Raw genomic sequence first — 20,794 nt, forward strand, 5'->3', positions numbered from 1 at the left:
CTCCCGGTGAACCCCGGATGGACCCTGCCCCACCCTTCACGGCGTTTCCTCTCCGCTCACCGACGGCTGCAACGGCAACGCGGTGCGCACCTCGAAGCCGCCCTCCGGACGCGGCCCGGCACGGAGTTCGCCGCCGATGGAGTGGGCGCGTTCGCGCATGCCCATGACGCCGAAGCCCTTCGAGGGCTCAGAGGCGGCTTCGGTGTGCGGGCCCTCGTCGGTGACCGTGATGAGGAGGCGGGGGCCGGCGTAGACGAAGGTGACGTGCGCGGTCTGGGTGGCGGCGTGCTTGGTGACGTTGGTGAGCGCCTCCTGCACGATCCGGAAGGCCGTGAGGTCCACGCCCGGGGAGAGGGGCTGCGGCTCGCCCTCCGTGGTGACGGTGACGGTGATCCCCGCGGAGGCGCACGCGGAGACCAGTTCGGGAAGGCGGGCGAGGCCGGGGGCCGGTTCCAGCGGGGCGGAGCCGTCGTCGTCGGTCTGCCGCAGCAGACCCAGGGTGGCCTTGAGCTCGCGCAGTGCGGAGGAGGTCGTGCCGGTCAGGTCGTGCAGGATCTGCTTGGTCTGCTGCGGGTTGGTGAGCGCGAGGTGTTCGGCGGTGCCGGCCTGGGCGTTGGCGAGGGCCAGGTGGTGGGCGACGACGTCGTGCAACTCCCGGGCGATCCGCATGCGTTCCTCGGTGACCCGCAGCCGTGCCTCCTCCTCTCGGGTGCGCTCGGCGTGCTCGGCGCGGGCCTGCGTGGCCTGGAGGTAGGCGCGTCGGAGCCGGGTCATGGTGCCGGCGGCCAGCGGCAGCAGCAGCCAGAAGAAGGGGCCGATCGTCCGCAGCAGCAGCGAGATGTGGTCCATGGAGTCCGAGACGGCCGCCGCGATCGTCAGCGCCGCCATGGTGGCGAAGCCGTAGGGGCGGACGGTCTCGCGTTCGGTGCGGGTGGCCAGCCAGTAGAGGGACGCCATGACCGGGGCGAGGAGGAGGGGGGTGAGCAGATAGCCCTGGGCGATGATGATCGTGGCGCAGACCGCGTTCACCACGACGGTGACGCGTGGGTGGCTGCGGTGCAGGAACAGGGCGAGGCAGGAGACTCCCAGGAGGACGACGGCGGTCCTGTCGTCGCCCGGCGGCTGGGCGTTGGGCAGGGTGAGCGAGGCTCCGAGGGTCGCGGAGCCCATCAGCGCCATGATCAGCGCCAGGTCGACGAGGAACGGACGGCGGTCCGCGAACTCCTCCAGGCGGTCCGTGTAGCGCCGCTCCAGGCTGGTGGTCATCGGGTTCTCCGGTCGGTGGGCTCGGTACCCATGGTGAGCGAACAGGGCCGCCCGTGTCGTACGACGACACGGGCGGCCCCTGGTGGGGGTGGGTCAGGCGTGGGTGGTCTCCAGGTCGGCGGGCGCCTCGGCCGGGGACTCGGTCCCCCGGGTCAGCGCCTCGCCCTCCACGTCCACCCGGGGCAGGATCCGGTCCAGCCACTTCGGCAGCCACCAGGCCCTGTCGCCGAGCAGGGCGAGCACGGCCGGCACGATGGCCATCCGGACCGCGAAGGCGTCGAGCAGGACGGCGGTCGCCAGGCCGAACCCGATCATCTTGATCATGGACTCGCTCTCGCCGATGAACCCGGCGAACACCGCGATCATGATCAGCGCGGCGGCCACGACCACCCGGGCGCTGTGCCGGAATCCGGAGGTCACCGCCTGGGCGGGCGTCTCGCCGTGGACGTACGCCTCCCGCATCCGGGAGACGAGGAAGACCTCGTAGTCCATGGCGAGGCCGAAGACGATGCCCACCAGGAAGATCGGCATCAGGCTCATGATCGGCCCGGTGGTCTCCACGCCGAACAGTCCGGCGCCGTGCCCCTCCTGGAAGACCACGACGACCGCGCCGAGGGAGGCCAGGACGGAGAGCAGGAAGCCGAGGGCCGCCTTCAGCGGGACGAGCAGGGACCGGAAGACCACGAGGAGCAGCATGATCGCGAGGCCCACCACGACGATCAGATACGGGACGAGGGCGCCCTGCACCTTCTCGGAGATGTCGATGTTCAGCGCGGTGGTGCCGGTGACCTCGTAGGTCGCACCGGTCTCGGACGCGATGCCGGGGCGCTCGCCGCGGATCGACGTCACCAGGTCCTTGGTCTTCTCGTCGGTCGGCGCGGTGGACGGCACGACGGAGAAGACCGCGGTGTCACCGGCCTCGTTGAAGCGGGCCGGGGACACGGACACGATCCCCTTCGTCGCCCCTATCTCCTTCGCGACGGTCGCCGCGGCCCCCTTGGCGTCGTCGTCGCCCTTGGCGTCCACGACGACGGTCAGCGGACCGTTGAAGCCGGGCCCGAAGCCCTCGGCGAGCGCGTCGTAGGCGCGGCGCTCGGTGGTGGAGGTCGGCTTGGCCTCGTCACCGGGCATGCCCAACTGGAGGGAGGTCATGGGCAGGGCGAGGGCGCCCAGGCCGACCACACCGAGGATCAGCACGGGCAGCGGGCGGCGCAGCACGAACCGGGCCCAGCGGGTGCCGCCGTTGTCCTTGGTCTCCTCCTCGATACGGCCGCTCTTGCGGGTCTTGCGCTTGAGGACCGCGTTCGGCCAGAAGCCGAGGAAGGCCGGGACGAGGGTCAGCGCGATCAGTACGGCGACGACGACCGCGCCCGCCGCGGCCAGGCCCATCTTGGTGAGCATCGGGATGCCGACCACCGCGAGCCCGGCGAGGGCGATGACGACGGTGAGGCCGGCGAAGACGACCGCGGACCCCGCCGTACCGACCGCGAGGGCCGTCGCCTCCTGGGGTGCCCGGCCCTTGGCGCGTTCCTCCCGGTAGCGGGAGACCACGAACAGGGCGTAGTCGATGCCGACGGCAAGGCCCAGCATCATCGCCAGGGTGCCGGTCGTGGTGGACAGGCCGAGCGCGTCGGCGAGGGTGAGGATCGTGGCCATGCTGACGCCGACGCCGATGACCGCGGTCAGCAACGGCAGTCCGGCCGCAGCGAGCGAGCCGAAGGTGATGAGCAGGACGACCGCCGCGATCGCGACACCGATCACCTCGGCCGCGCCGCCCGCGCCACCGCCGTCGTCCATCGCGGTGCCGCCGGCGTCGACGGTCAGCCCGGTGTCGCGGGCCTCGTCGAGGGCCTTGTCCAGCTGGGTCCTGCTGGTGTCGGTGAGGCCGTTGGAGGCGACCTTGTAGGTGACGGTCGCGTACGCCGTCGTGCCGTCCTTGCTGACGGCCTTCGCCTGGAAGGGGTTCACGGCGGACGCGACCTGCGAGCCGTCGGCCAGATCGGCCACGGCGCTCTCAACGGCCTTCCTGTTCTCGTCGGCGGTGACCTTCTCGCCCTTCGGCGCGACGAAGACGACCCGTGCGGTGGCACCGTCGGCGGTGGCCCCCGGGAAGCGCTGTTCCATCAGGTCGAACGCCTTCTGGGACTCGATACCCGGCATCGAGAACCCCTCGTCGGGCGCGCTGGGCGCCTTCAGGGCTCCCAGCCCGACGGCGGCCAGGACGGCCGCCCAGACCAGGGCGACGTACCAGCGTCGTCGGAAGGCCAGGCGGCCCATGCGGTACAGGAAAGCAGCCACGGCGGGGTCTCCACATCTGGTGCCGAACGGTCCACCCAGGCTGTCGGGACGAGGGCCGCGATGTCGTCGTGCGCCTGCCGACAATCGCCGGTACTCAGAACGCAGTACGCGGCGGCGGGTTCATGCGCCCTCGGGACTACCGCCCCGCGGCGAGAGGTCCGGCCGGAAGGGAACCGGCCCGCTCGTTTTCCTGTGTGTCCTTTGTGACATGACCAGTTCTTTGTGGCTTGACCAGCCCAAGGGGGAACAAGCAGTGACCTTCAGACGACTGAGACTCACCGGGGCCGCGGTGACCGCGCTGGCCGTGGCCTGGACCGGGCCGCAGGTGTGGGCCTCCGAGCAGCACGACTCCGCCCCGGTACCGACCCTGACCTGGTCGGACTGCCAGGACGGCTTCGAGTGCGCGAACGCCCAAGTGCCCCTGGACTACCGGGAACCGCAGGGGAAGACCATCACCCTGGCCGTCATACGCAAGCCGGCGGCCGACCCCTCGAAGCGCAAGGGCACCCTCTTCCTGCAGCCCGGCGGCCCCGGCAACTCCGGCGTCGACTTCGTGCGCGGCAACTACGCAGACCTGCCGGCCGAACTACGCGACGACTTCGACGTCTTCGGGTACGACGTGCGGGGCGTCGGCCGCAGCTCCCAGGTGCAGTGCTGGGACGACGCGACCTACACGAAGGCCGTCACCGCGGCCAAGGGCGTCCCGGGCCCGGACGCCTACACGCCCGCCGTCCAGCAGGCCGCCGACTTCGACCAGGCCTGCCAGGACAACGCGGGCGACCTGCTGCCGTACGTCGGCACCCAGTACGTCGCCCGGGACATCGACCTGCTGCGCCAGGCCCTCGGCGAGCAGCAACTGACGTACTACGGCCGCTCGTTCGGCTCCTACATCGGTACGGTCTACGCGGCGATGTTCCCGAAGCGGGTCCGCGCGCTCGCGCTCGACGGGGCCTATGACCCGGAGCACTACACCAACCAGCCGTACGCCTACGACCGGCCTCAGTACCTCGCCCTGGACGGCGCCATGGGCCGCTTCCTCGACTGGTGCAAGGCGAACCAGTCGACCTGCGGCTTCGGCGACGGCGACCCGCGCGGGGCGTTCGAGAAGCTGAAGGCCGACCTGGACGCCAACCCGGTGCCGACCGCCAACGGCGGCCAGGCGAACGGCTACACCCTGGTGTACCGGCTGATGTTCAACATCAACGAGGGCAAGGTCATCTGGCCCTCGTTCGGCGAGGCCCTGCGCAAGGCACAGTTGCGCGACAACACGTCGTTCCTGCTGCGGCCGCCGTCCCCGGCCAGCTACGACTTCCTCAACCCGAACGTCGTCGTCGAGTGCGTCGACAAGAAGTACCCGACCGACCGGGCCCTGCTGAAGCGCCAGGTCACCACCAACGCCAGGCTCGCCCCGTTGCTGGGCCCGGCCATGGCCTACGGCCCGCCCACCTACGACCACCAGCACGCCACCGCGTGCGTCCAGTGGAAGGGCGAGCACACCAGCCGCTACTCCGGCTCCTTCCACGCGAAGGGCTCCGCACCGATCCTCGTCATCGGCAACACCGGTGACCCGGACACCCCGTACCAGGACGCGGTGGCCCTCTCCCGTGAGCTCGACAACGGCCGTCTGCTCACCTTCAAGGCCGAGGGGCACACCGCCTTCGGCCGCAGCGTCTGCGCGTCGGACGCGATCACGAACTACCTGGTGGACCTGAAGGTCCCGGCCCGCGGCACGAGTTGCGCGGACGAGACCCAGCCGCCGTCCGCCGAACCCACGGTGGCCCCGCCCGGCACGACGCTCACGGAACTCCGCAACGGCGTGAGCGAACGGATCGACCGCATCGGCTCGCTGCGCTGACCGCTGCCTTCGAGAACGACCGCCCCTGTCCGCCTGGTTGCGGGCGGGGGCGGTCGCCGTCCCGGGAGAACGGCTTGCCTACGTCGCCTCACCGACGACCACGACTTCGCCACCCGACTGAACGGGGGCGAGCGGCGTCACCCGCCCACCTCGAACCACAGCAGCTTCCCGGCCCCCCGATGCAGCGGTGCGTCCCCGAGGGACCATCCGGCGGCGTGAGCGGGACACGGTCCCGGGGCGGCGCTGTCATGCGTGCGACGCGTGCCGCGTGAAGGTTTTGCAGAATCCAGCAAAACCTTCAGCATTACCCTCGTGTGGGCGACCGCCACGCCGGGTGTACGAAACGGAGTGAGGACATGGCACCGAGGCCCGCGCCCACGGCACGCCGCCTCCGAATCGGCGTAGAACTACGCCGCCTCCGTGAACGCGCCGGCATGACCGCCGCCGAAGCCGCGCGGCAACTGGGCACGACGCAGGCACAGATCAGCAACATCGAAGCCAACCGCTTCGGCGTCAGCGCGGACCGCGTGCACACGCTCGCCCAGATCTACGGCTGCACGGACCAGCCCCTGGTCGACGCCCTCGCGGCCATGGCCGCCGACCGAACGCGCGGCTGGTGGGAGGAGTACCGCGACACCCTGCCGTCCCGCCTCCTCGACCTGGCCGAGATGGAACACCACGCCACGGCACTGCGCGTGACCCAGGTCATCAACATTCCCGGCCTGCTCCAGACGCCGGAGCACGCCCGCGCGCTGTTCCGCGAAGCGGTTCCGGCGCTGCGCCCGCACGAGATCGAGTACCGCATCTCCCACCGCATCAAGCGCCAGGCCGTCCTCCACCGCGAGCAGCCGCCGCCGTACGCGGCGATCGTCCACGAGGCCGCCTTGCGTATGCAGTTCGGCGGTCGGGATGTGGCCAGGGCTCAGCTGCGCCATCTCACCGAGATGAGCGAACACCCCGCCGTCAGCCTCCGCGTGATCCCGTTCGACGGCACCTCATTTCCCACGACCGGTCACGCCATCGACTACTTCCACGGCCCGGTACCCACCCTCGACACCGTCGAGGTGGACACCGCCCACGGCAGCGAACTCGCCGACGCGGCAGGACAGCTGGAGAAGTACCGGCTCGTCCTCGACCGCATGGAGGCCGTCGCCCTGAAGCCCGGCCCCTCACGCGACCTCGTCCACCGCGTCATCCAAGACATCTGAGAGGCGAACCATGACCGAACCGACCTGGCAGAAGTCGACCTACAGCGAAGAAGGTTCCGCCTGCGTAGAGATAGCCACGACCCCTACCTCCATCCGCATACGCGACTCCAAGACCCCCACCGGCCCCCACCTCACCCTCCGACCCACCGCCTGGGCGGACTTCGTGTCGTATGCGGCGAGGGTGGGGCGCTGAGTACGAAAACCCCGGCATTCCGCCTGCACGTCGGTGGGCACCGACGAGAAGGCCGACGTCACAACACGGACGCACAGACCACACTCACGACTTGCGGCCAGCATGATGCCCACCTCGACACGCACGACCCTGCGGGCACCATGCGCCGTACGACCACCGCCGTACTCGCGGTCTGCGCGCTCGCGTTGGCTGGCTGCTCGTCGTCCGACCAGGAGCCGGAGAAGAAGACGGTGACCGTCACGGCCACGAAGACCCCGGAGTTGTCAGCGACCGAGCAACGCACGGCGTGTGTGGACGCGTGGGCAGCCGTGATCCAGGCGAACACGGACGCGGGCCCGGAGGACACTCCGACGGAGTGCGGGAGCGTCCCAGAGGACGACCAACTGGACGTGTACACGGAGGGATTGCAGCAGCGGAATGAAGCGAACCGCGCTGAGATCGACGCGTGTGTAGCAGACCCGACATGCACGAGCGTGCCGATCCCTTAGGAGGCGGCCCGCCGGGTTTTTACCTAGGTCAGGGCAGCGTGTCCACGCCCCGCAGGGCCCGGCACCCGTCGTCACGGCTGCGGGCGCACCGTCCGCTGCGCCCTGCTGATCACGTTCTGTGCGTCGGCTCCGTACACCGCGGACTCGCGCAGGGTGTTCCACACCTTCGAGTAGGTGGCGACGCTGTCGGCGTCGTCCAGCCAGATCTCCGCGTGCCAGTCCTCGGCGATCACCAGCCGGTCGTCGAGGATCCAGAACCCGTTCGCCGTCGGGATCTTGAGCGGCGCCCCGAGCGGGATGATGCCGAGCTCCATGGTGTCCATCCCGACCATGCCCGCAAGTCGATCGAGTTGAGCAGCCAGGACCGAGGGAGGACAGATCAGGGCGTGAAGGGCTGCCTCCCACACCAGAGCGTGGAACGTGTGGCCGCCCTGGTGCAGCCACTGCTGGCGCAGGATGCGGGTGCGCACGGCTTCCTCGGTGTCCCGTACGGAGCCGTACAGGTCGGCGTACCGCAGGAACACCGCGCGGGCGTAGTCGGCGGTCTGGAGCATGCCGGGGATCACGGACTCTTCCCAGGCGTAGATGGTGCGCGAGCGGTCGACCTCAAGGTTCCACACGTCCTGAACGGGGCGGTGGCCGGCAGCGAGCTGGCGGCGCCATGAGCGGATGTGGGACTCGAAGCCCTTGAGGCGGGCGTCCAGTTCGGCGAAGACGTCGGGCTGGCCGACGGCTTCGGCCCATGCTCGAAGGTCGTCCGAGGTGGCGGTCTGGCGGCCGTTCTCCAGTTTGTAGACCTTCGAGTGGGGCCACCCGAGCCGTTCGGCGAGCTGGGGGCCGGTGAGCCGTCCTGCGGGCCCGGTCAGCCTCAGGTCACGCAAGCGCGCGCCGAGGACTTCCCGGGCCTGCTGGTAGTCCGTGCTCACCGGCGGCTCGTCAGGTCGTGCGCAGGCCGACGGCGAACTCGCCGCAGGGGATGACGTCGTGCATCGCGACGTCCCGGAGCTGGCAGTACCGCAGGACTTCCGTCGGCTCGGTGATGATCTCGACGTCGTGGAACACATCCTGGTCGTCGAAGTTGAGGCGGGCGACCATACGGCTGTCGAAGATCCAGAAGTCCTCTGCGGGCAGCAGGCGCGCGTCGGCTTCGCTGCGAGGCAGGCAGCGGATGTCCTCGCCGGCCGCGGTGTTGCGGGGCGAGTCGGCGAGGAGGAACAGCTGGCCCTCGGTCGGCGGCTCGTCGACGATGCGGACGCGGCCGATGGTCTTCCCGGCGAGGACCTGGCGGCGGATGTTCTGCGACCAGTCGTCGTCGTAGTCGAGGGTGATGGAGCCCGTCTCGACGAACTCGGAGTACGTCGGGTCCTCCCGGTCGGAGGCGTAGCCGCCGCGAGTCTCCAGCCGCCACGCGGTGTGCTCGAAGGTATGGAAGAGCCGGCCGAACTCGTCCAGGTCGATGGTCTTCGCCACGCGGTGCAACTCCTTGGGGCCGTGGTTGACGAGCAGTTCGGCAGGTACGACGACAGCTACGTCGTCGGGTCCGAAGTGCTTGAGGCGGCCGAGGTCGTCGGGGTCGGTGAGGGGCGGTCCCTGAACGATGACCTCGTCGGTGTCGGGGGCGGTGTGGAGTGCTGGACAGCCGCCGTTCCTGCTGTCCGTGCCGGTGAAGATGAGCCGTCGTGCCACGGTGCCTCCCTCGGTGTGGGACTGGTGGTCGCCATCAGCATCGCCACAGCGCCCGGGCCGATCTACGGTTTCCTCGCTCCCGTTTGCGACCATCCGAGAACATCTCAGCAGGATCGAGAACATTCGAGAACAGCGGGTGGCTGCTGTCAACAGACGCTTCCTACCGTCCCGTTCATGACCCCTGCACCCGAGATGCCCCACGCGGCCGACGTCGACCCGGAGGACACCCCTCGGGTTCGCCTCGTCGAGCTCGGCCGTGTTCGCAGCCGAGCCAGGAGGGAGACCCGCACCGGCACCCCCAGCACCCTGTCCTGCGAACAGAGCCGGACTCCGCCGGACATCGAGACGATGCGCGAGGTCGTGGACCGCCTCCTCGCTCCGGACGCTGTACCCGAGGCGCTCCCGCCCACCGCCGACGAGCTGGACACGCTCACCCGCCAGCTCCGCGGACACCTCGAACTCCTCCTGCCCGAAGTCGAGGAAACCGCCAAGCGGCTCCCGCGCCAGAGCATCCCCCGCTACTGCGCACTCGCCTGCGCCGGGGAGGCTCGCGAGCGGCTCCGCGCCGAGCCGACCCGCAGATTCGGCGGACCTGCCGGCCACGCACGGCGCCTCGCCCGCACGTTGAACGCGCTGTGCGACCACTGGGAGACTCTCGCAGAGACCGCCCCGTAGATCCCCTGCCGCTGTCGTTCGGTCGCGGCGGCAGGGGAAGGCGGCCGCCTTCGTCTCCCCGGGTTCGGTGGGCACTCCTGGCTCACCCGCACCCGGGTGGTCATGGTGCACTGCCGTACCGGTGAAGGCGTAACCGGGAAGGGTTCGTGAGTGCCACGACGGTCGTCTCCCGACTGGAGCATCGTCGTGGCTGGTCGCGCCCGCGCGGTGGTAGCCGCAGATCGATACAGCCCCGCGCGCCCTAAAGGGCGGGCGCTCCCGCGCGGGCCGCCTCGACGAATGCCGTGATCAGGGCCGGGTCCTTGACGCCCCGGCTCGCCTCCACGCCGCTGGACACGTCGACGCCCCAGGGGCGGGTGACATCCACGGCTTCGCGGACGTTCTCCGGGGTGAGTCCCCCGGCCAGGAGCCACTTCTCGCCCGCCCCGGCGACCTGCTTCCTCGACCAGTCCCACGCGATGCCGGAGCCCGGCACGGGCGCGTCGAGGAGCAGCATGTCCTCGCCGTACTCCCCGCAGCGCGGCACGGAGTCGCCGAAGGCGGCCGCGCGGATCAACGTCCAGTCGCCGCCGGAGAGTTCGGAGTAGTAGGCGCGGTCCTCCGGGCCGTGCAGCTGGACGGCCCCGATGCCGGACTCGACGGCGACCGAGCGTACGTGGTCGAGGGGTTCGCGGCGGAACACGCCCACCGTCAGGACGCTGTCCGGGACCCTGGCGGCCAGCCGCGCCGCCGTGGCGGGGTCGATGCGGCGCGGGCTGTCGGAGAAGACGAACCCGATGGCGTCGGCGCCGGCCTCCACGGCCGTGTCGACGTCCTGCTCGGTCCTCAGGCCGCAGATCTTCACGAAGAGCGTCATGACGCCTACCGTATCCAATTCGTATGTGTGAACAGCGATCACATACACAACCGTTGACGCGATCACGGCAAGCGCTTACCGTCCGAAGGATACGTGCCCCGTCACCACACACCATGGAGACGAACGATGCACCTGCGACCCGTCATCGCATCCGTCGGCCTGATCGCCGGCACGCTCGTCGCACTGTCCGGCACCACCGCGCAAGCCGCCACCACCCGGTACGAGGCCGAGGCCTCCCCCGCCATCTGCACCGGAGCCGTCGAGACCGAGTACGCCGGCTACTCCGGCAGCGGATTCTGCAACGGCACCAACACCACCGGCGCCTACGCCCAGTTCACCGTGTCCGCACCCGCATCGGGCACGGCGACCCTGAGTGTCCGCTTCGCCAACGGCACCACCACCGCCCGCGCCGCGGACATCATCGTGAACGGCTCCACGGTGTCCTCGGTGTCCTTCGAGTCCACCGGCGTCTGGACCGGCTGGACCACGAAGACGCTCACCGTGCCGGTGACCGCGGGCGGCAACACGGTCCGGCTCAACCCGACCAGCGCGAACGGCCTGCCCAACGTCGACTACCTGGACGCCGAGACGTCCGGCGGCACGGAGACCCCCTCGGCCACCGCCCTGTACGTGTCACCGAGCGGCACCGACAGCGCGGCCGGCACGGTGACCGCCCCGACCACCCTCACCTCGGCGATCAGCCGCATCACGTCCGGCGGCACCATCTACATGCGTGGCGGGACGTACGCCTACACCTCGACGGTAACCATCCCCGCCGGCAGCAACGGCACCTCCGGCGCCCGCACCACGCTCTCCGCCTACCCGGGCGAGACACCTGTGCTCAACTTCTCGGCACAGAGCGAGAGTTCGTCCAACCGCGGCATCCAGCTCAACGCCGACTACTGGAAGATCCACGGCCTGGTCGTCGAACGCGCCGGTGACAACGGCATCTACGTCGGCGGCAGCAACAACGTCGTCGAGCACACGGTGACCCGCTTCAACCGCGACACCGGGCTCCAGCTGGGCCGGATCTCCTCCTCGACCCCGTCGAGCCAGTGGCCGTCCAACAACCTGATCCTCAGCGCCGAGTCGCACGACAACGCCGACTCCGACGGCGAGGACGCCGACGGCTTCGCCGCGAAACTGACCACCGGCACCGGCAACGTCTTCCGGTACGCCGTCTCCCACAACAACATCGACGACGGCTGGGATCTCTACACCAAGACCGACACCGGCGCGATCGGCCCGGTGACCATCGAGTACTCCCTGTCGTACGGCAACGGCACCCTCAGCGACGGCTCACAGGCCGGCAACGGCGACCGCAACGGCTACAAGCTCGGCGGCGACGACATCGCGGTCAACCACGTCGTCCAGCACAGCATCGCCGTCGGCAACGGCCATCACGGGTTCACCTACAACAGCAACCCCGGCTCGATGACCATCACCAGCAACGTCTCCGTCGACAACACGGAACGCAACTTCAACTTCGAGACCGGCACCTCGGTCTTCCGCTCCAACACCTCGTGCGACAGCGGTGCGACCGACCGCTACGTCGGCGACGCCGACAGCTCGAACCAGTTCTGGTCCGGCACCAACGGGTCGCGCTGCTCCTCGTACTCCGGCGCGCTGGACTGGTCGTTCGCCTCGAACGGCAGCCTGGTGGTGACCTTCGGCGGCAAACAGGTCACGCTGTAGAACACGGGACCCCGAGCGCCACGCCCGGGGTCCCCTCACCGTCCCTACTGCTTGGGCGCGGCCTGCTGGACCACCTCGAAGCTCCACAGCGTCGAGCCGGAGGCGGCGGGCTTGGGGCGCTCCCCCTCGCCCCCGCCCCCGTGCGCGGCCTGCGCCATCCCGGACATCCACTTCTGGAAGTCCTCCTCGCCACGCCAGCGCGTGTAGACGAGGTAGGTGTCGGTGCCCTCGACGGGCCGCAGCAGCTCGAACCACTCGAATCCGTCCGAGCTCTCCACCGTCCCCGCGCGGGAGGCGAACCGCTTCTCCAGCGTCTCGCGCTGCTCCTCGGGGACCGTGAGTACGTTGATCTTGACGATGCTCATGCCGCAATTGTGCGGCAAGGGGCATCAGAGGGACGTCAACGGGACACGGCCCGTCCGGGCACCTCGCCCTTCCTGTCGACGACCGCGGTCTCCATGACGGCGCTGGTGCCGGCCGGCGCCCCTCGATCCGGCCCGCGGTCTCCTCGGCGAAGTCCTCGACCGGCCGCGGACTGCGGGCCAGGAAGGCCGGCCGCCTGCGCAGAACGCGGCCGCGGGGGCCCAGTTCCCGGTCAGCCGCAGGGCGTGGTTGTGGACGGCCCGCATACAGGTCGTACAACTCCCCGAAGGCCGCCCGGTCGCCCGCGCGTATCCGCGCCCGCTCAGGTTCAGCCGTCTCTGTTTCCCTCACACCGGTGACGCTCCGCTCCCCTGCGCCAAGATCCTGTGCGCTGGGTCACATGACGCGCCCCGCAGAGCGCATACGCTGCGGAACCATGGAACAGCGAGAGGTCATGCAGAACGTCGTCGGCATCCTCACCGAGGCCCTGGAGATGCGCCGCCAGGTCCGTGAACACCCCGACCGTCAGGCCTCGTTGACCGGCGCCATCTCCGCGCTGCTCGTGGAGACCCTGCCACAGATCCACCTCCCCGCGGACGCCAGTGGCCACGCGGCCGCGGACGCCGTCGTCGAGGAGCTGGGCCCGGCCATCGCGAGCATCGCCAACTGCTTCGCATTCGCCTTCGTACAACTGGCCGAGGTCCACGACGAGGGCCGCACCGACACCTCCGCCGCGGACGTCCTGCGGCGCATCTCGCTCCAGTTCGCGAACGGCGCGGGGAAGTAGATGAGCGAGACCCGCTGAAATTCCTGAGTCGGAACGACATCCGATCCGCCGCGAGCGACGAACAGTCCCCGGGGATGCACCGGAACGGGTTCCCGGGGTGACGAGGGAGGCACCGGGAGCCCGTTCGTGTGTCGCACAGCCACGGTCACCGCACTGACGGCCACCGCCCTCGTCGTACGGCGGCTGCGCACCGGCCCCTGAGATACGCCTACTTGAGCCCGATGGCGTTACAGTCCGCCGCGTACTGGGCGGTGCAGATCTGCTTCACGGTGTAGACGTCGTCCTTGATCACCGTCTGCTCGATGTTGTCCTTGGTGAGGGCGACCACCGGCACCAGCAGGGACGGGATGTCTTTCTGGGTGGGGCTGTTGACCGTGTCGCGGATCAGCGCGTCGAACTGGAGATCGCGGCCCTGGATCTTGTACACCGCGATCTGCGCCGCGTTGGTGGCCTCCAGCAGGAACGACTTGTACACGGTCATGTACTGCTCGCCCGACACGACCCGCTGCACGGCGGCCAGGCTCGCGTCCTGCCCGGTCACCGGCGGGATCTTCGTGGCGCCGGCCTCCTTGAGCTCGTCGATGACCGCGCCCGCCATGTCGTCGTTGGCCGAGTAGACGGCTGCGATGTTGTTCAGCCCGATCGAGGCGATCGCCGCCTTCATGTTGGCCTTGGCGACCGAGGGCAGCCACTCCCGGGTGTCGTACTGCTTGGCGATGACGACCTTGCCGTTGAGCTCGCTCAGCGCGCCCTTCTTGAAGAGAGCCGTGTTGGGGTCGGCGAGGGAGCCGTTCATCATGACGATCTTGCTGGTCGCGGCCTTGTCGCCGAGCGCCCCGACGACGGCCCGGCCCTGCACCTCGCCGACGAGTTCGTTGTCGTGCGAGACATAGGCGTCGATCGGGCCCTGGGCGAGACGGTCGTAGGCGATGACGGGGATGCCCGCGTCCTTCGCCTTCTGCACGGCGGGCCCGATCGCCTTGGCGTCGACCGCGTCCACCAGGATCACGTCCACCTTGTCGGCGACCATCTGCTGGAACTGCTGGCTCTGCCGCTTCGCGCTCGCCTCGGCGTTGGCGTAACTGACCTTGCCCTTGCCGTGGGTGAGGGTCGCCACCTCCTTCTTGATGAGGGGGTAGTCGAACCTGTCGAAGCGGCTGGTGTCCCGGTCGGGCAGCAGCAGGCCCAGCGTGATGTCGTCGCCCTTCTTGGGACTCACCGCGGTGTTGCTGCCGCCGACTCCGCAGGAGCTGAGCAGAAGGGCCGACGCGCAGACGGCCATGACGGAGGGGATGGGACGCATGGCGATCCTGTGGGTGGAGGGTGGGGAGGCTGTCACGTAGGCGCAACAGTAAGTGCCCTCAATCCCGATCAAACGCCCTGACGATTTCCTTCAACGGATCACCACTCGGCATCCGCAACCGATCGTCGATGCGACACAAGTTGCGTGGCGGTGAGCGTGCGCACCATGAGGATTGCGGCGACGGCCGCGCCGACCACGGCGAGATCGGCGACCAGCAGGGGGGTCACGCCGTGATAGGCGCGGGCGATGATCTCGTCGGTGCTGTCGTCGTACGTCAGACCGAGTCCGGTGACCATGCCGACCAGCCACAGCGCCCACCACACGTTCACGACGACGGGCAGTTTGCGGTCCGGGGCGCTCTTGTGGTGGATGTCGGCGACGATGCCGCGCGGGAACCACAGGTTGACGATCGGCACGATCCAGGAGGCGTAGACCCAGATACCGGCGTAGCGCGGGCGCTCGCCGGACAGGGCTCGCGCGTTGTCCCGCATCCGCCACAGCCAGCCGATGAACAGGGCCGCGCACAGCAGCACGAGGAGGTCTCCGGCGGTGCTGACCAGGTGATACGAGTCCTCAAGCGCGGTCAGCGGCCGGTGCCGTCCCTCACCCTGGTCCGGCAGCCCGGAGGCGGGCTCCCCCGCCATCGCCAGCCGTATGTGCCACACGGCCCGCAGCGCCCAGGCGGCACCGGCCAGCCCCAGCCCTGCCACGGCGAGGTGGGCGGAGCCACGCACGGTGCGTACGACGGGCCGGGCTTCGTTCTCCCTCACGGGGTCCCCCTTCGAAAAGATCGGTTCACCCCCTCATCGTCGCGAACCCCGCGAGCGGTTCACGCCGCAAACCCCCTCCGGGCCGCAGCGGGCCGCCGCAGGCATTCAGGGGCGCGGGGAACTGTGCAAAACGCCCGCCCCCACGACGGACCCCGACACCCCGACGAGCCCCACCCCCAACAAACCCCCGACGGGCCCGGTGGGAAGTCGAGAAGAAAAGCGGTCGGGCGAGGATCGTGGGGGCCATGGAGGAACAGCGATACGACGTGTGGGCGTCCGGCGCCGCCTACGACCGTTACATGGGCCGCTGGAGCCGGGCGGTCGCGCGGGAGTTCACGGCCTGGCTCGGGCGTCCGGACGCGCTCGCGTGGCTGGACGTGGGATGCGGCACCGGTGTGCTGTCGGGGGTGGTGAGAGAGCGCTGCCGACCCCGGCTGATCGTGGGCTGCGACCGCTCCGAGGGCTTCGTACGGGTGGCCAGGGCCGCGGTCGTGGCGGACGCCATGGCGCTTCCCGTACGGGACGGCGCCTTTGACGTGGCGGTCAGCGGACTGACCCTGAACTTCCTGCCCCAGCCTGCGGCGGCCGTCGCCGGGATGGCCCGCGCGGTCCACCGGGACGGCGGTCTGGTGGCCGCGTACGTGTGGGACTACGCGGAACGGATGGGCCTGCTGCGCCACTTCTGGGACACGGCCGCCGAACTCGACCCGGCCGCCGTGGAGTTGGACGAGGCCCGCCGGTTCCCCTACTGCCGTCCACAGCCGTTGCACGACCTGTGGACGGACGCGGGACTCACCGACGTGGTCGTGCGGGCGATCGAGATCCCCACCGTCTTCGCCGACTTCGCCGACCTGTGGGGGCCCTTCCTGGCCGGCCAGGGCCCCGCCCCGGGCTATGTCGCCGCCCTCACCCTCGCCGACCGCGACCGCCTGCGGGAAGCCCTGCGCGCGGCCGTACCCACCGAGCACGACGGCTCGATCCCCCTCTCGGCACGCGCCTGGGCGGTGCGCGGCAGAACCGGGTGAGGACGGGAGCCGGTCCCGGGCACCGTGGGCACCTGTGGCGCACGCGACACCTCACGCCCCGGTTACGTTTCGCTCAACCTCTGGTTGCGAAGCGGTGATCGGGCGACGATGGGCCCATGACTCTGGCCGAGCGTGCCCTGGAGCGCCTGGAAGCGTGGTCCGACCTCAGCGCGGGCATGCCCAGCTGCGGAGCCGGGTTGGCATTGTGCTCCGCACACAGCGAGATCGTGCACTTCCACCCGGGGCGGGACGTGGACCTGCATCTCACGGAATCGGCCATCCGAAGATTCCACGACGACCTCCAGGACTCGACCGCGGTCCGGCTCGTGCCGGGCTCCCGCTGGGTCACCGTCCACCTCGACTGCGAGACCGACGTCGACCTGCTGATGAGCCTGGTGAGCATGGCCCTCAACGCCCACCAGGCCGGTCACCGGCCCGTCGGGGAGGCCGAGTGCAACTTCCACCGCGTCACGGTGGTCCCCCGGGACTCCCCTTTCGCCCCGATTCGGCGATAATCGGACTATGAGTACGGCGACGTTTGTCCTGGCGGCCACGTCGAGCGAAGTACTCAACGTGATCGCCGCCTTTGCCGGTGGGCTGTTCATCGCCGGCGCGCTGGTGTGGGCCGTGCAGTTCGGCATGCGGGTCCAGGACCGGGAGCTTCCACGGCCGCTCAGCGAGGAGCAGCCGCATCTTCCGGAGACCGGGCCGATCCATGAGATCCGGGAGATGCGGGAGCCGGACGAGCTCCCGGCCCCCACGGACGAGCGGGAACGGCTGATGCCGTACCAGCTCCATCACTCGGGAAGCAGGCGAGGAGAGGACCAGCACCGCAAACGCTGGCTGCCCGGCTCCAGCGGCGGCTTCGGCAGCGGCGGCCTCGGCCACGTGTGACCGGGCCCGGGACACAGGGCGGCGCTGAACGGGGCTGCCCGCCGTACCAGGGCGGCGCTGAACGTTCGGCTGCCCGCCGTACCAGGGCAGTCACCACGCCGGGGCCCCCGCGTGGTGCCGCCGGGGAGGCACGGCAGGTACCGGGCGCCTCGCCCTGACAGCCGTGGGGTCGACCAGCACTGCCGGCACCCGACGGCACATCGCGCTCCCGGCGGATCCAGCATGTCGCAGCACGGGAACCCGGCCCGACCGCCCGACCTCCCGACCTCCCGACCTCCCGACCTCCCGACCTCCCGACCTCCCGACCTCCCGACCTCCCGACCGGGGAGGATCCGCCCCCCCGGCCCGACAGATCGGCGTACCTGGCAGCCGCATACCCACGGCGGGCGCGTTCCGGCCGCATGCATACGGCCGGGCCGCGTCCTCGCCGCCTGTCCACGGCTCCGCCCCCGCCCCCGCCCGCCGGGATTTCCGTCCGCGAGGCGACCCCCGGCTCGGCGAGGATGTGCTCGACGTGGGCATCCACCGTGCGCTTGGAGATGACCAGGCGTTCAGCGATGTCCGCGTGGATGCCGTTCCGGGATCAGACCGCCGCCTTGCCCGGCTGGTACACCGCCAGCGCCCAGATCACGAAGAAGTTGATGCCGATCATGATGACCGACCAGACCGGCTCGTAGGGCAGGAAGAGGAACTGGGCGAGCATGTTCAGCGAGGCCAGGAAGATGCCGGTCATCCGGGCCCAGCCCGCGCCCCTGAGGATGAACGCGCCGACGCCGGCGGCGAGGGCGCCCAGGCAGAGCAGGATCACGCCCCAGCCGGTGCGGTTGATCTTGTAGACGTAGTCGCCGATGCTGGCCCAGACGTCGTCGTCCGCGAGCAGGGAGATGCCCTGGAGGATCGCCAGGATGCCGTGCACCAGCATCAGCACACCGGCGAAGACGACCCCGCCGGCGGCCCAGGAGTTCTCGGCGGGCGTCGGGCCGAGTCCCGGCGTCGGGGCCGGGGTCATACCGGCCGGCCGCTGGGACTCGCTCCAGCCCTGCTGGGCCTGGTGCGGCCCGCCTGCGGACGGCTCTGTGGCGTGCGGCTGCTGGGTCATGGCCGTTTCCCACCTTTCGTGGTCGATGTGCTTCGACCATCGGGCGAGCTGAGGGCGGCCACCACGGGAGTGAGCCATTCGGGTGACGTCGGGCGTGCGGACGTACCGCGACGGACCTTCACTGGAGGGACCTGCACCCAGGAGGCGAGATGACCCGCTGGACGACGGCCGCGCTGCTGACGGCCCTGGCTCTCACCGGCCTGACCGCCTGCTCCGACGACGACACCCCGTCCTCCGTGGCGAGCAAGGTCGCCTCGGCCGCCTCCCGTGCCGGGGAGGCTGTGTCGTCGGCGACGGCGGAGGCGGGCAGACGGTTCGACGACATCAAGAACGGCGTCGACGCCAGGGACGACGTACGGCTCGGCACCCCCGCGACCGCCTCCGACGGCCGTACGACGGTGGAGGTCACCGCGACCAACAGCGCGGACTCGGCCAAGTCCTTCGCCGTCCAGGTCGACTTCACCGACCAGGACGGCACGCTGCGGGACGCGGTGGTGGTGACGGTCTCGAACGTGGCGGCGGGTGGCTCCGGGAAGGCGACCGCCCGCAGCACGCACGACCTGTCGGGGGACGTGAAGGCGAAGGTGTCGAGGGCGGTCCGCTACTGAGCGGTGGGGGCGGGGGTCACGCCATCCAGAAGAAGACGGCCGTCATCCGCTTCTCCTCCAGCGTGCCGCCGGAGTAACCGGTGGCGCTGTGCACGAGGTTGGCGTTGTAGAGGAGCAGCCGGTTGTACTTGTGCGGCACCCGTACGTCCTCCTCGAAGGCGTCGGGCGCGACGAACCGGGTACCGAGGGCCTCGACGAGGTTGTTGTGCGGGGCCTGCACGACGTTGCCGCCGAGCCGCCCGCCGGGCATGGACTGCCGGTAGAAGCTGGTACCGCAGTCCTTGGGAACACCGGGGTTGAGGTACAGCACGGCGGCGTACCGGCACAGCGCCCGGGAGTCGGTGTGCGGACGGGGCTCGCTCTCGCCCTCGCCCACGACCTGCACGCAGTTGTGGTTGAGGGTGCCCCCGCCGGGTGCCCGCTGCACCCACAGTTCCCTGGCACCGGTGGCCTGCTTCACCAGCCGCTCCACCCGCCCGAGTTCGGCGGGTTCGAGCCCCGGCATGGTCCGCAGCCCCGGCCAGGTCTCCGAGGTGTACGGATACCCCTTGACCCAGTCGTCCTTGGCGAGACAGCGTTCCCGTACGGCGTCGATGTCCGGGAGCACATCGTCGATCACCCAGTAGTCGCGGCCCTTGGTGGGCTTGCGGTAGGGGAGGACGGGGAGGGGCCGCTGGGACCGCTGTGGCATGGACATGCGGCGAATCTAGGTCCGGGGGCCGTCAGGACTCTCCCACGTTTCCCTCCGGATTCACCCGCGTACCGGTCAACCGTCGGTCAAGCACGGGCGCCGTCCCCGAAGACGCCCTCGGCGTTCTCGACGCGAACGGCGCGGGCGAACCAGCGAACCCCCGTTGAACACCCGCACCCCCGCGTCCGTACTCCTGTGCGTCCGACCCGCCTCCCGGCGGGGACCCCGACCGGGCAGGAGGCACGGTGCCACTCTCGCGCAACGCGATGGGAACGCTGTTCGTTGGCGGAGCCCTCACATTGACCCTGGGCGCACTCGCCTATCCGTCGATGCTCGGAGTGAGCACCGTATCCAGCGCACAGGACAGAGTGATCGCCCAGACGCAGTGGGGGCCGCTGACGGAGGGCGACCGCGACTTCGTCGTCAAGGTGCGGGCGGCCGGTCTGTGGGAGTACCCGCTGGGCCAGGTCGCTCTCCAGAAGGGGACGACCCCGGCGGTGAAGGAGGCCGGAAGGCACCTCATCGACGGACACGCGGCCCTGGACGCCGCCTGCCGCAAGATCGCCCCGATGCTCAACATCACCATCCCGAACGTGGCGAGCCCGCAACAGGTCGGCTTCGTGAACACGATCGAGTCGAGCAACGGCCAGCAGTTCGACACGAACTTCGCCAACATCCTGCGGGTGACGCACGGTTCGATCTTCAACACGATCGCGAAGATCCGCTCCACCACCAAGAACTCACTGGTGCGGTCGCTGGCCGACATGGCCAACGACACGGTGCTGGACCACATCACCGTCATGGAGAAGACCGGCTTCGTCAACTTCGACCAGGCCCTGTTCATGCAGACCACCCCGCCCAAGCTGCCCGACACCGACCTCACCCCGCCGGCCCCGCAGCCCGGCGCGCCGATGGTCGTGCTCTCCCCGCCGGCGAACCCGACGTCCACCCCGCTCGCGGTCCCGGGCGAGAACGCGAACGGCACCACCCCGGCGGCGGGCGCCACCCCCACCCCGACTCCCGCCGTCGGGTAG

22 protein-coding genes and 1 pseudogene are annotated in these 20,794 nt (G+C 70.0%); 12 read left to right on the top strand and 11 right to left on the bottom strand.

Translation table 11 applies throughout. The annotated features are described in order from the left end of the window. Positions 1–36 precede the first annotated feature (36 nt). Together ACI2L1_RS04630 and ACI2L1_RS04635 are read right to left on the bottom strand one after the other, a co-directional pair. The gene (locus ACI2L1_RS04630; RefSeq protein ID WP_404737840.1) at positions 37–1,266 is read right to left on the bottom strand and encodes a sensor histidine kinase; all 1,230 of its coding nucleotides are present in this window, start codon (positions 1,264–1,266) and stop codon (positions 37–39) included. Between the two features lie 93 nt (positions 1,267–1,359). Then, a complete protein-coding gene (locus ACI2L1_RS04635) occupies positions 1,360–3,564 on the bottom strand; it encodes an MMPL family transporter (protein WP_404737841.1) in 2,205 nt (734 codons plus the stop codon). Between the two features lie 208 nt (positions 3,565–3,772). Here ACI2L1_RS04635 and ACI2L1_RS04640 point away from each other — a divergent pair, with 208 nt between their 5' ends. From ACI2L1_RS04640 to ACI2L1_RS04655, 4 genes are all read left to right on the top strand, one after another. Beyond that, entirely contained in the window at positions 3,773–5,419 is a 1,647-nt protein-coding gene (locus tag ACI2L1_RS04640) for an alpha/beta hydrolase (RefSeq protein ID WP_404737842.1), read from the top strand. A 356-nt stretch (positions 5,420–5,775) separates the two neighbouring features. Then, complete coding sequence (locus ACI2L1_RS04645) at positions 5,776–6,627, top strand: helix-turn-helix domain-containing protein (RefSeq protein ID WP_404737843.1); 852 nt, start codon at positions 5,776–5,778, stop codon at positions 6,625–6,627. A gap of 10 nt (positions 6,628–6,637) precedes the next feature. Beyond that, positions 6,638–6,820 (top strand): DUF397 domain-containing protein, encoded by a 183-nt coding sequence (locus ACI2L1_RS04650; RefSeq protein ID WP_404737844.1) that lies wholly within the window; start codon positions 6,638–6,640, stop codon positions 6,818–6,820. Between the two features lie 140 nt (positions 6,821–6,960). Next, the gene (locus ACI2L1_RS04655; protein WP_404737845.1) at positions 6,961–7,308 is read left to right on the top strand and encodes a hypothetical protein; all 348 of its coding nucleotides are present in this window, start codon (positions 6,961–6,963) and stop codon (positions 7,306–7,308) included. 71 nt (positions 7,309–7,379) lie between these two features. On the opposite strand, the gene ACI2L1_RS04660 is transcribed toward ACI2L1_RS04655, so the two are convergent. After that, positions 7,380–8,234, bottom strand: a complete 855-nt coding sequence (locus ACI2L1_RS04660; protein WP_404737846.1) for a helix-turn-helix domain-containing protein — start codon at positions 8,232–8,234, stop codon at positions 7,380–7,382. Between the two features lie 10 nt (positions 8,235–8,244). Further along, positions 8,245–8,994, bottom strand: a complete 750-nt coding sequence (locus ACI2L1_RS04665) for a DUF6879 family protein (RefSeq protein WP_404737847.1) — start codon at positions 8,992–8,994, stop codon at positions 8,245–8,247. 174 nt (positions 8,995–9,168) lie between these two features. On the opposite strand from ACI2L1_RS04665, the gene ACI2L1_RS04670 reads away from it, so the two are divergent. Further along, positions 9,169–9,669, top strand: coding sequence for a DUF6415 family natural product biosynthesis protein (locus tag ACI2L1_RS04670; RefSeq protein WP_404737848.1), 501 nt, complete (start codon positions 9,169–9,171; stop codon positions 9,667–9,669). Positions 9,670–9,910: 241 nt separating this feature from the next. Here the strand turns inward: ACI2L1_RS04670 and ACI2L1_RS04675 are convergent, their stop codons facing one another. Further along, a complete protein-coding gene (locus tag ACI2L1_RS04675; protein WP_404737849.1) occupies positions 9,911–10,525 on the bottom strand; it encodes a phosphoribosylanthranilate isomerase in 615 nt (204 codons plus the stop codon). Between the two features lie 126 nt (positions 10,526–10,651). Between ACI2L1_RS04675 and ACI2L1_RS04680 the strand changes: the two genes are divergently transcribed. Further along, the gene (locus ACI2L1_RS04680) at positions 10,652–12,220 is read left to right on the top strand and encodes a carbohydrate-binding protein (protein WP_404737850.1); all 1,569 of its coding nucleotides are present in this window, start codon (positions 10,652–10,654) and stop codon (positions 12,218–12,220) included. 44 nt (positions 12,221–12,264) lie between these two features. Here the strand turns inward: ACI2L1_RS04680 and ACI2L1_RS04685 are convergent, their stop codons facing one another. Then, positions 12,265–12,585 carry an antibiotic biosynthesis monooxygenase family protein gene (locus ACI2L1_RS04685; protein ID WP_404737851.1) on the bottom strand — a complete coding sequence of 107 codons (321 nt, stop codon included), beginning with the start codon at positions 12,583–12,585 and terminating at the stop codon, positions 12,265–12,267. Positions 12,586–13,019: 434 nt separating this feature from the next. On the opposite strand from ACI2L1_RS04685, the gene ACI2L1_RS04690 reads away from it, so the two are divergent. Beyond that, positions 13,020–13,370: a hypothetical protein gene (locus tag ACI2L1_RS04690; protein WP_404737852.1), complete on the top strand. Its 351-nt coding sequence runs from the start codon at positions 13,020–13,022 to the stop codon at positions 13,368–13,370. A gap of 208 nt (positions 13,371–13,578) precedes the next feature. Here ACI2L1_RS04690 and ACI2L1_RS04695 read toward each other — a convergent pair whose 3' ends face one another. Then, positions 13,579–14,673 carry a sugar ABC transporter substrate-binding protein gene (locus ACI2L1_RS04695; protein ID WP_404737853.1) on the bottom strand — a complete coding sequence of 365 codons (1,095 nt, stop codon included), beginning with the start codon at positions 14,671–14,673 and terminating at the stop codon, positions 13,579–13,581. A 98-nt stretch (positions 14,674–14,771) separates the two neighbouring features. Next, entirely contained in the window at positions 14,772–15,443 is a 672-nt protein-coding gene (locus ACI2L1_RS04700) for a DUF4328 domain-containing protein (RefSeq protein WP_404737854.1), read from the bottom strand. A gap of 245 nt (positions 15,444–15,688) precedes the next feature. On the opposite strand from ACI2L1_RS04700, the gene ACI2L1_RS04705 reads away from it, so the two are divergent. The 3 genes from ACI2L1_RS04705 to ACI2L1_RS04715 all read left to right on the top strand — a co-directional run bounded on the left by ACI2L1_RS04705 (position 15,689) and on the right by ACI2L1_RS04715 (position 17,362). Then, the gene (locus ACI2L1_RS04705; RefSeq protein ID WP_404737855.1) at positions 15,689–16,468 is read left to right on the top strand and encodes a class I SAM-dependent methyltransferase; all 780 of its coding nucleotides are present in this window, start codon (positions 15,689–15,691) and stop codon (positions 16,466–16,468) included. 116 nt (positions 16,469–16,584) lie between these two features. After that, the gene (locus ACI2L1_RS04710) at positions 16,585–16,983 is read left to right on the top strand and encodes a luciferase family protein (protein ID WP_404737856.1); all 399 of its coding nucleotides are present in this window, start codon (positions 16,585–16,587) and stop codon (positions 16,981–16,983) included. Between the two features lie 7 nt (positions 16,984–16,990). Next, positions 16,991–17,362: a DUF6479 family protein gene (locus ACI2L1_RS04715; RefSeq protein ID WP_404737857.1), complete on the top strand. Its 372-nt coding sequence runs from the start codon at positions 16,991–16,993 to the stop codon at positions 17,360–17,362. Positions 17,363–17,822: 460 nt separating this feature from the next. Here the strand turns inward: ACI2L1_RS04715 and ACI2L1_RS04720 are convergent. Further along, positions 17,823–17,924, bottom strand: a pseudogene (locus ACI2L1_RS04720) (LuxR C-terminal-related transcriptional regulator); the annotation flags it as partial. Positions 17,925–17,945: 21 nt separating this feature from the next. Beyond that, positions 17,946–18,461 (bottom strand): hypothetical protein, encoded by a 516-nt coding sequence (locus ACI2L1_RS04725; RefSeq protein WP_404737858.1) that lies wholly within the window; start codon positions 18,459–18,461, stop codon positions 17,946–17,948. Between the two features lie 149 nt (positions 18,462–18,610). Here ACI2L1_RS04725 and ACI2L1_RS04730 point away from each other — a divergent pair, with 149 nt between their 5' ends. Then, positions 18,611–19,069: a hypothetical protein gene (locus tag ACI2L1_RS04730; protein ID WP_404737859.1), complete on the top strand. Its 459-nt coding sequence runs from the start codon at positions 18,611–18,613 to the stop codon at positions 19,067–19,069. A 16-nt stretch (positions 19,070–19,085) separates the two neighbouring features. Here the strand turns inward: ACI2L1_RS04730 and ACI2L1_RS04735 are convergent, their stop codons facing one another. Beyond that, positions 19,086–19,766, bottom strand: coding sequence for a DUF6445 family protein (locus ACI2L1_RS04735; RefSeq protein WP_404737860.1), 681 nt, complete (start codon positions 19,764–19,766; stop codon positions 19,086–19,088). Between the two features lie 260 nt (positions 19,767–20,026). Between ACI2L1_RS04735 and ACI2L1_RS04740 the strand changes: the two genes are divergently transcribed. Further along, complete coding sequence (locus ACI2L1_RS04740) at positions 20,027–20,794, top strand: DUF4142 domain-containing protein (RefSeq protein ID WP_404738115.1); 768 nt, start codon at positions 20,027–20,029, stop codon at positions 20,792–20,794.

This window comes from Streptomyces sp. NPDC019531 (genome assembly GCF_044903305.1).
Classification (GTDB): Bacteria; Actinomycetota; Actinomycetes; order Streptomycetales; family Streptomycetaceae; genus Streptomyces.

What these genes read in the sequence shown, in the direction of transcription:
- ACI2L1_RS04730 (WP_404737859.1), top strand. Translation starts at nt 18,611, where the DNA reads ATGACCCGCTGGACGACGGCCGCGCTGCTGACGGCCCTGGCTCTCACC.
- ACI2L1_RS04740 (WP_404738115.1), top strand. Translation starts at nt 20,027, where the DNA reads ATGGGAACGCTGTTCGTTGGCGGAGCCCTCACATTGACCCTGGGCGCA.
- ACI2L1_RS04735 (WP_404737860.1), bottom strand. Translation starts at nt 19,766, where the DNA reads ATGTCCATGCCACAGCGGTCCCAGCGGCCCCTCCCCGTCCTCCCCTAC.
- ACI2L1_RS04710 (WP_404737856.1), top strand. Translation starts at nt 16,585, where the DNA reads ATGACTCTGGCCGAGCGTGCCCTGGAGCGCCTGGAAGCGTGGTCCGAC.
- ACI2L1_RS04690 (WP_404737852.1), top strand. Translation starts at nt 13,020, where the DNA reads ATGGAACAGCGAGAGGTCATGCAGAACGTCGTCGGCATCCTCACCGAG.
- ACI2L1_RS04715 (WP_404737857.1), top strand. Translation starts at nt 16,991, where the DNA reads ATGAGTACGGCGACGTTTGTCCTGGCGGCCACGTCGAGCGAAGTACTC.
- ACI2L1_RS04680 (WP_404737850.1), top strand. Translation starts at nt 10,652, where the DNA reads ATGCACCTGCGACCCGTCATCGCATCCGTCGGCCTGATCGCCGGCACG.
- ACI2L1_RS04695 (WP_404737853.1), bottom strand. Translation starts at nt 14,673, where the DNA reads ATGCGTCCCATCCCCTCCGTCATGGCCGTCTGCGCGTCGGCCCTTCTG.
- ACI2L1_RS04685 (WP_404737851.1), bottom strand. Translation starts at nt 12,585, where the DNA reads ATGAGCATCGTCAAGATCAACGTACTCACGGTCCCCGAGGAGCAGCGC.
- ACI2L1_RS04725 (WP_404737858.1), bottom strand. Translation starts at nt 18,461, where the DNA reads ATGACCCAGCAGCCGCACGCCACAGAGCCGTCCGCAGGCGGGCCGCAC.
- ACI2L1_RS04675 (WP_404737849.1), bottom strand. Translation starts at nt 10,525, where the DNA reads ATGACGCTCTTCGTGAAGATCTGCGGCCTGAGGACCGAGCAGGACGTC.
- ACI2L1_RS04705 (WP_404737855.1), top strand. Translation starts at nt 15,689, where the DNA reads ATGGAGGAACAGCGATACGACGTGTGGGCGTCCGGCGCCGCCTACGAC.
- ACI2L1_RS04670 (WP_404737848.1), top strand. Translation starts at nt 9,169, where the DNA reads ATGACCCCTGCACCCGAGATGCCCCACGCGGCCGACGTCGACCCGGAG.
- ACI2L1_RS04640 (WP_404737842.1), top strand. Translation starts at nt 3,773, where the DNA reads ATGACCAGTTCTTTGTGGCTTGACCAGCCCAAGGGGGAACAAGCAGTG.
- ACI2L1_RS04655 (WP_404737845.1), top strand. Translation starts at nt 6,961, where the DNA reads ATGCGCCGTACGACCACCGCCGTACTCGCGGTCTGCGCGCTCGCGTTG.
- ACI2L1_RS04645 (WP_404737843.1), top strand. Translation starts at nt 5,776, where the DNA reads ATGGCACCGAGGCCCGCGCCCACGGCACGCCGCCTCCGAATCGGCGTA.
- ACI2L1_RS04630 (WP_404737840.1), bottom strand. Translation starts at nt 1,266, where the DNA reads ATGACCACCAGCCTGGAGCGGCGCTACACGGACCGCCTGGAGGAGTTC.
- ACI2L1_RS04650 (WP_404737844.1), top strand. Translation starts at nt 6,638, where the DNA reads ATGACCGAACCGACCTGGCAGAAGTCGACCTACAGCGAAGAAGGTTCC.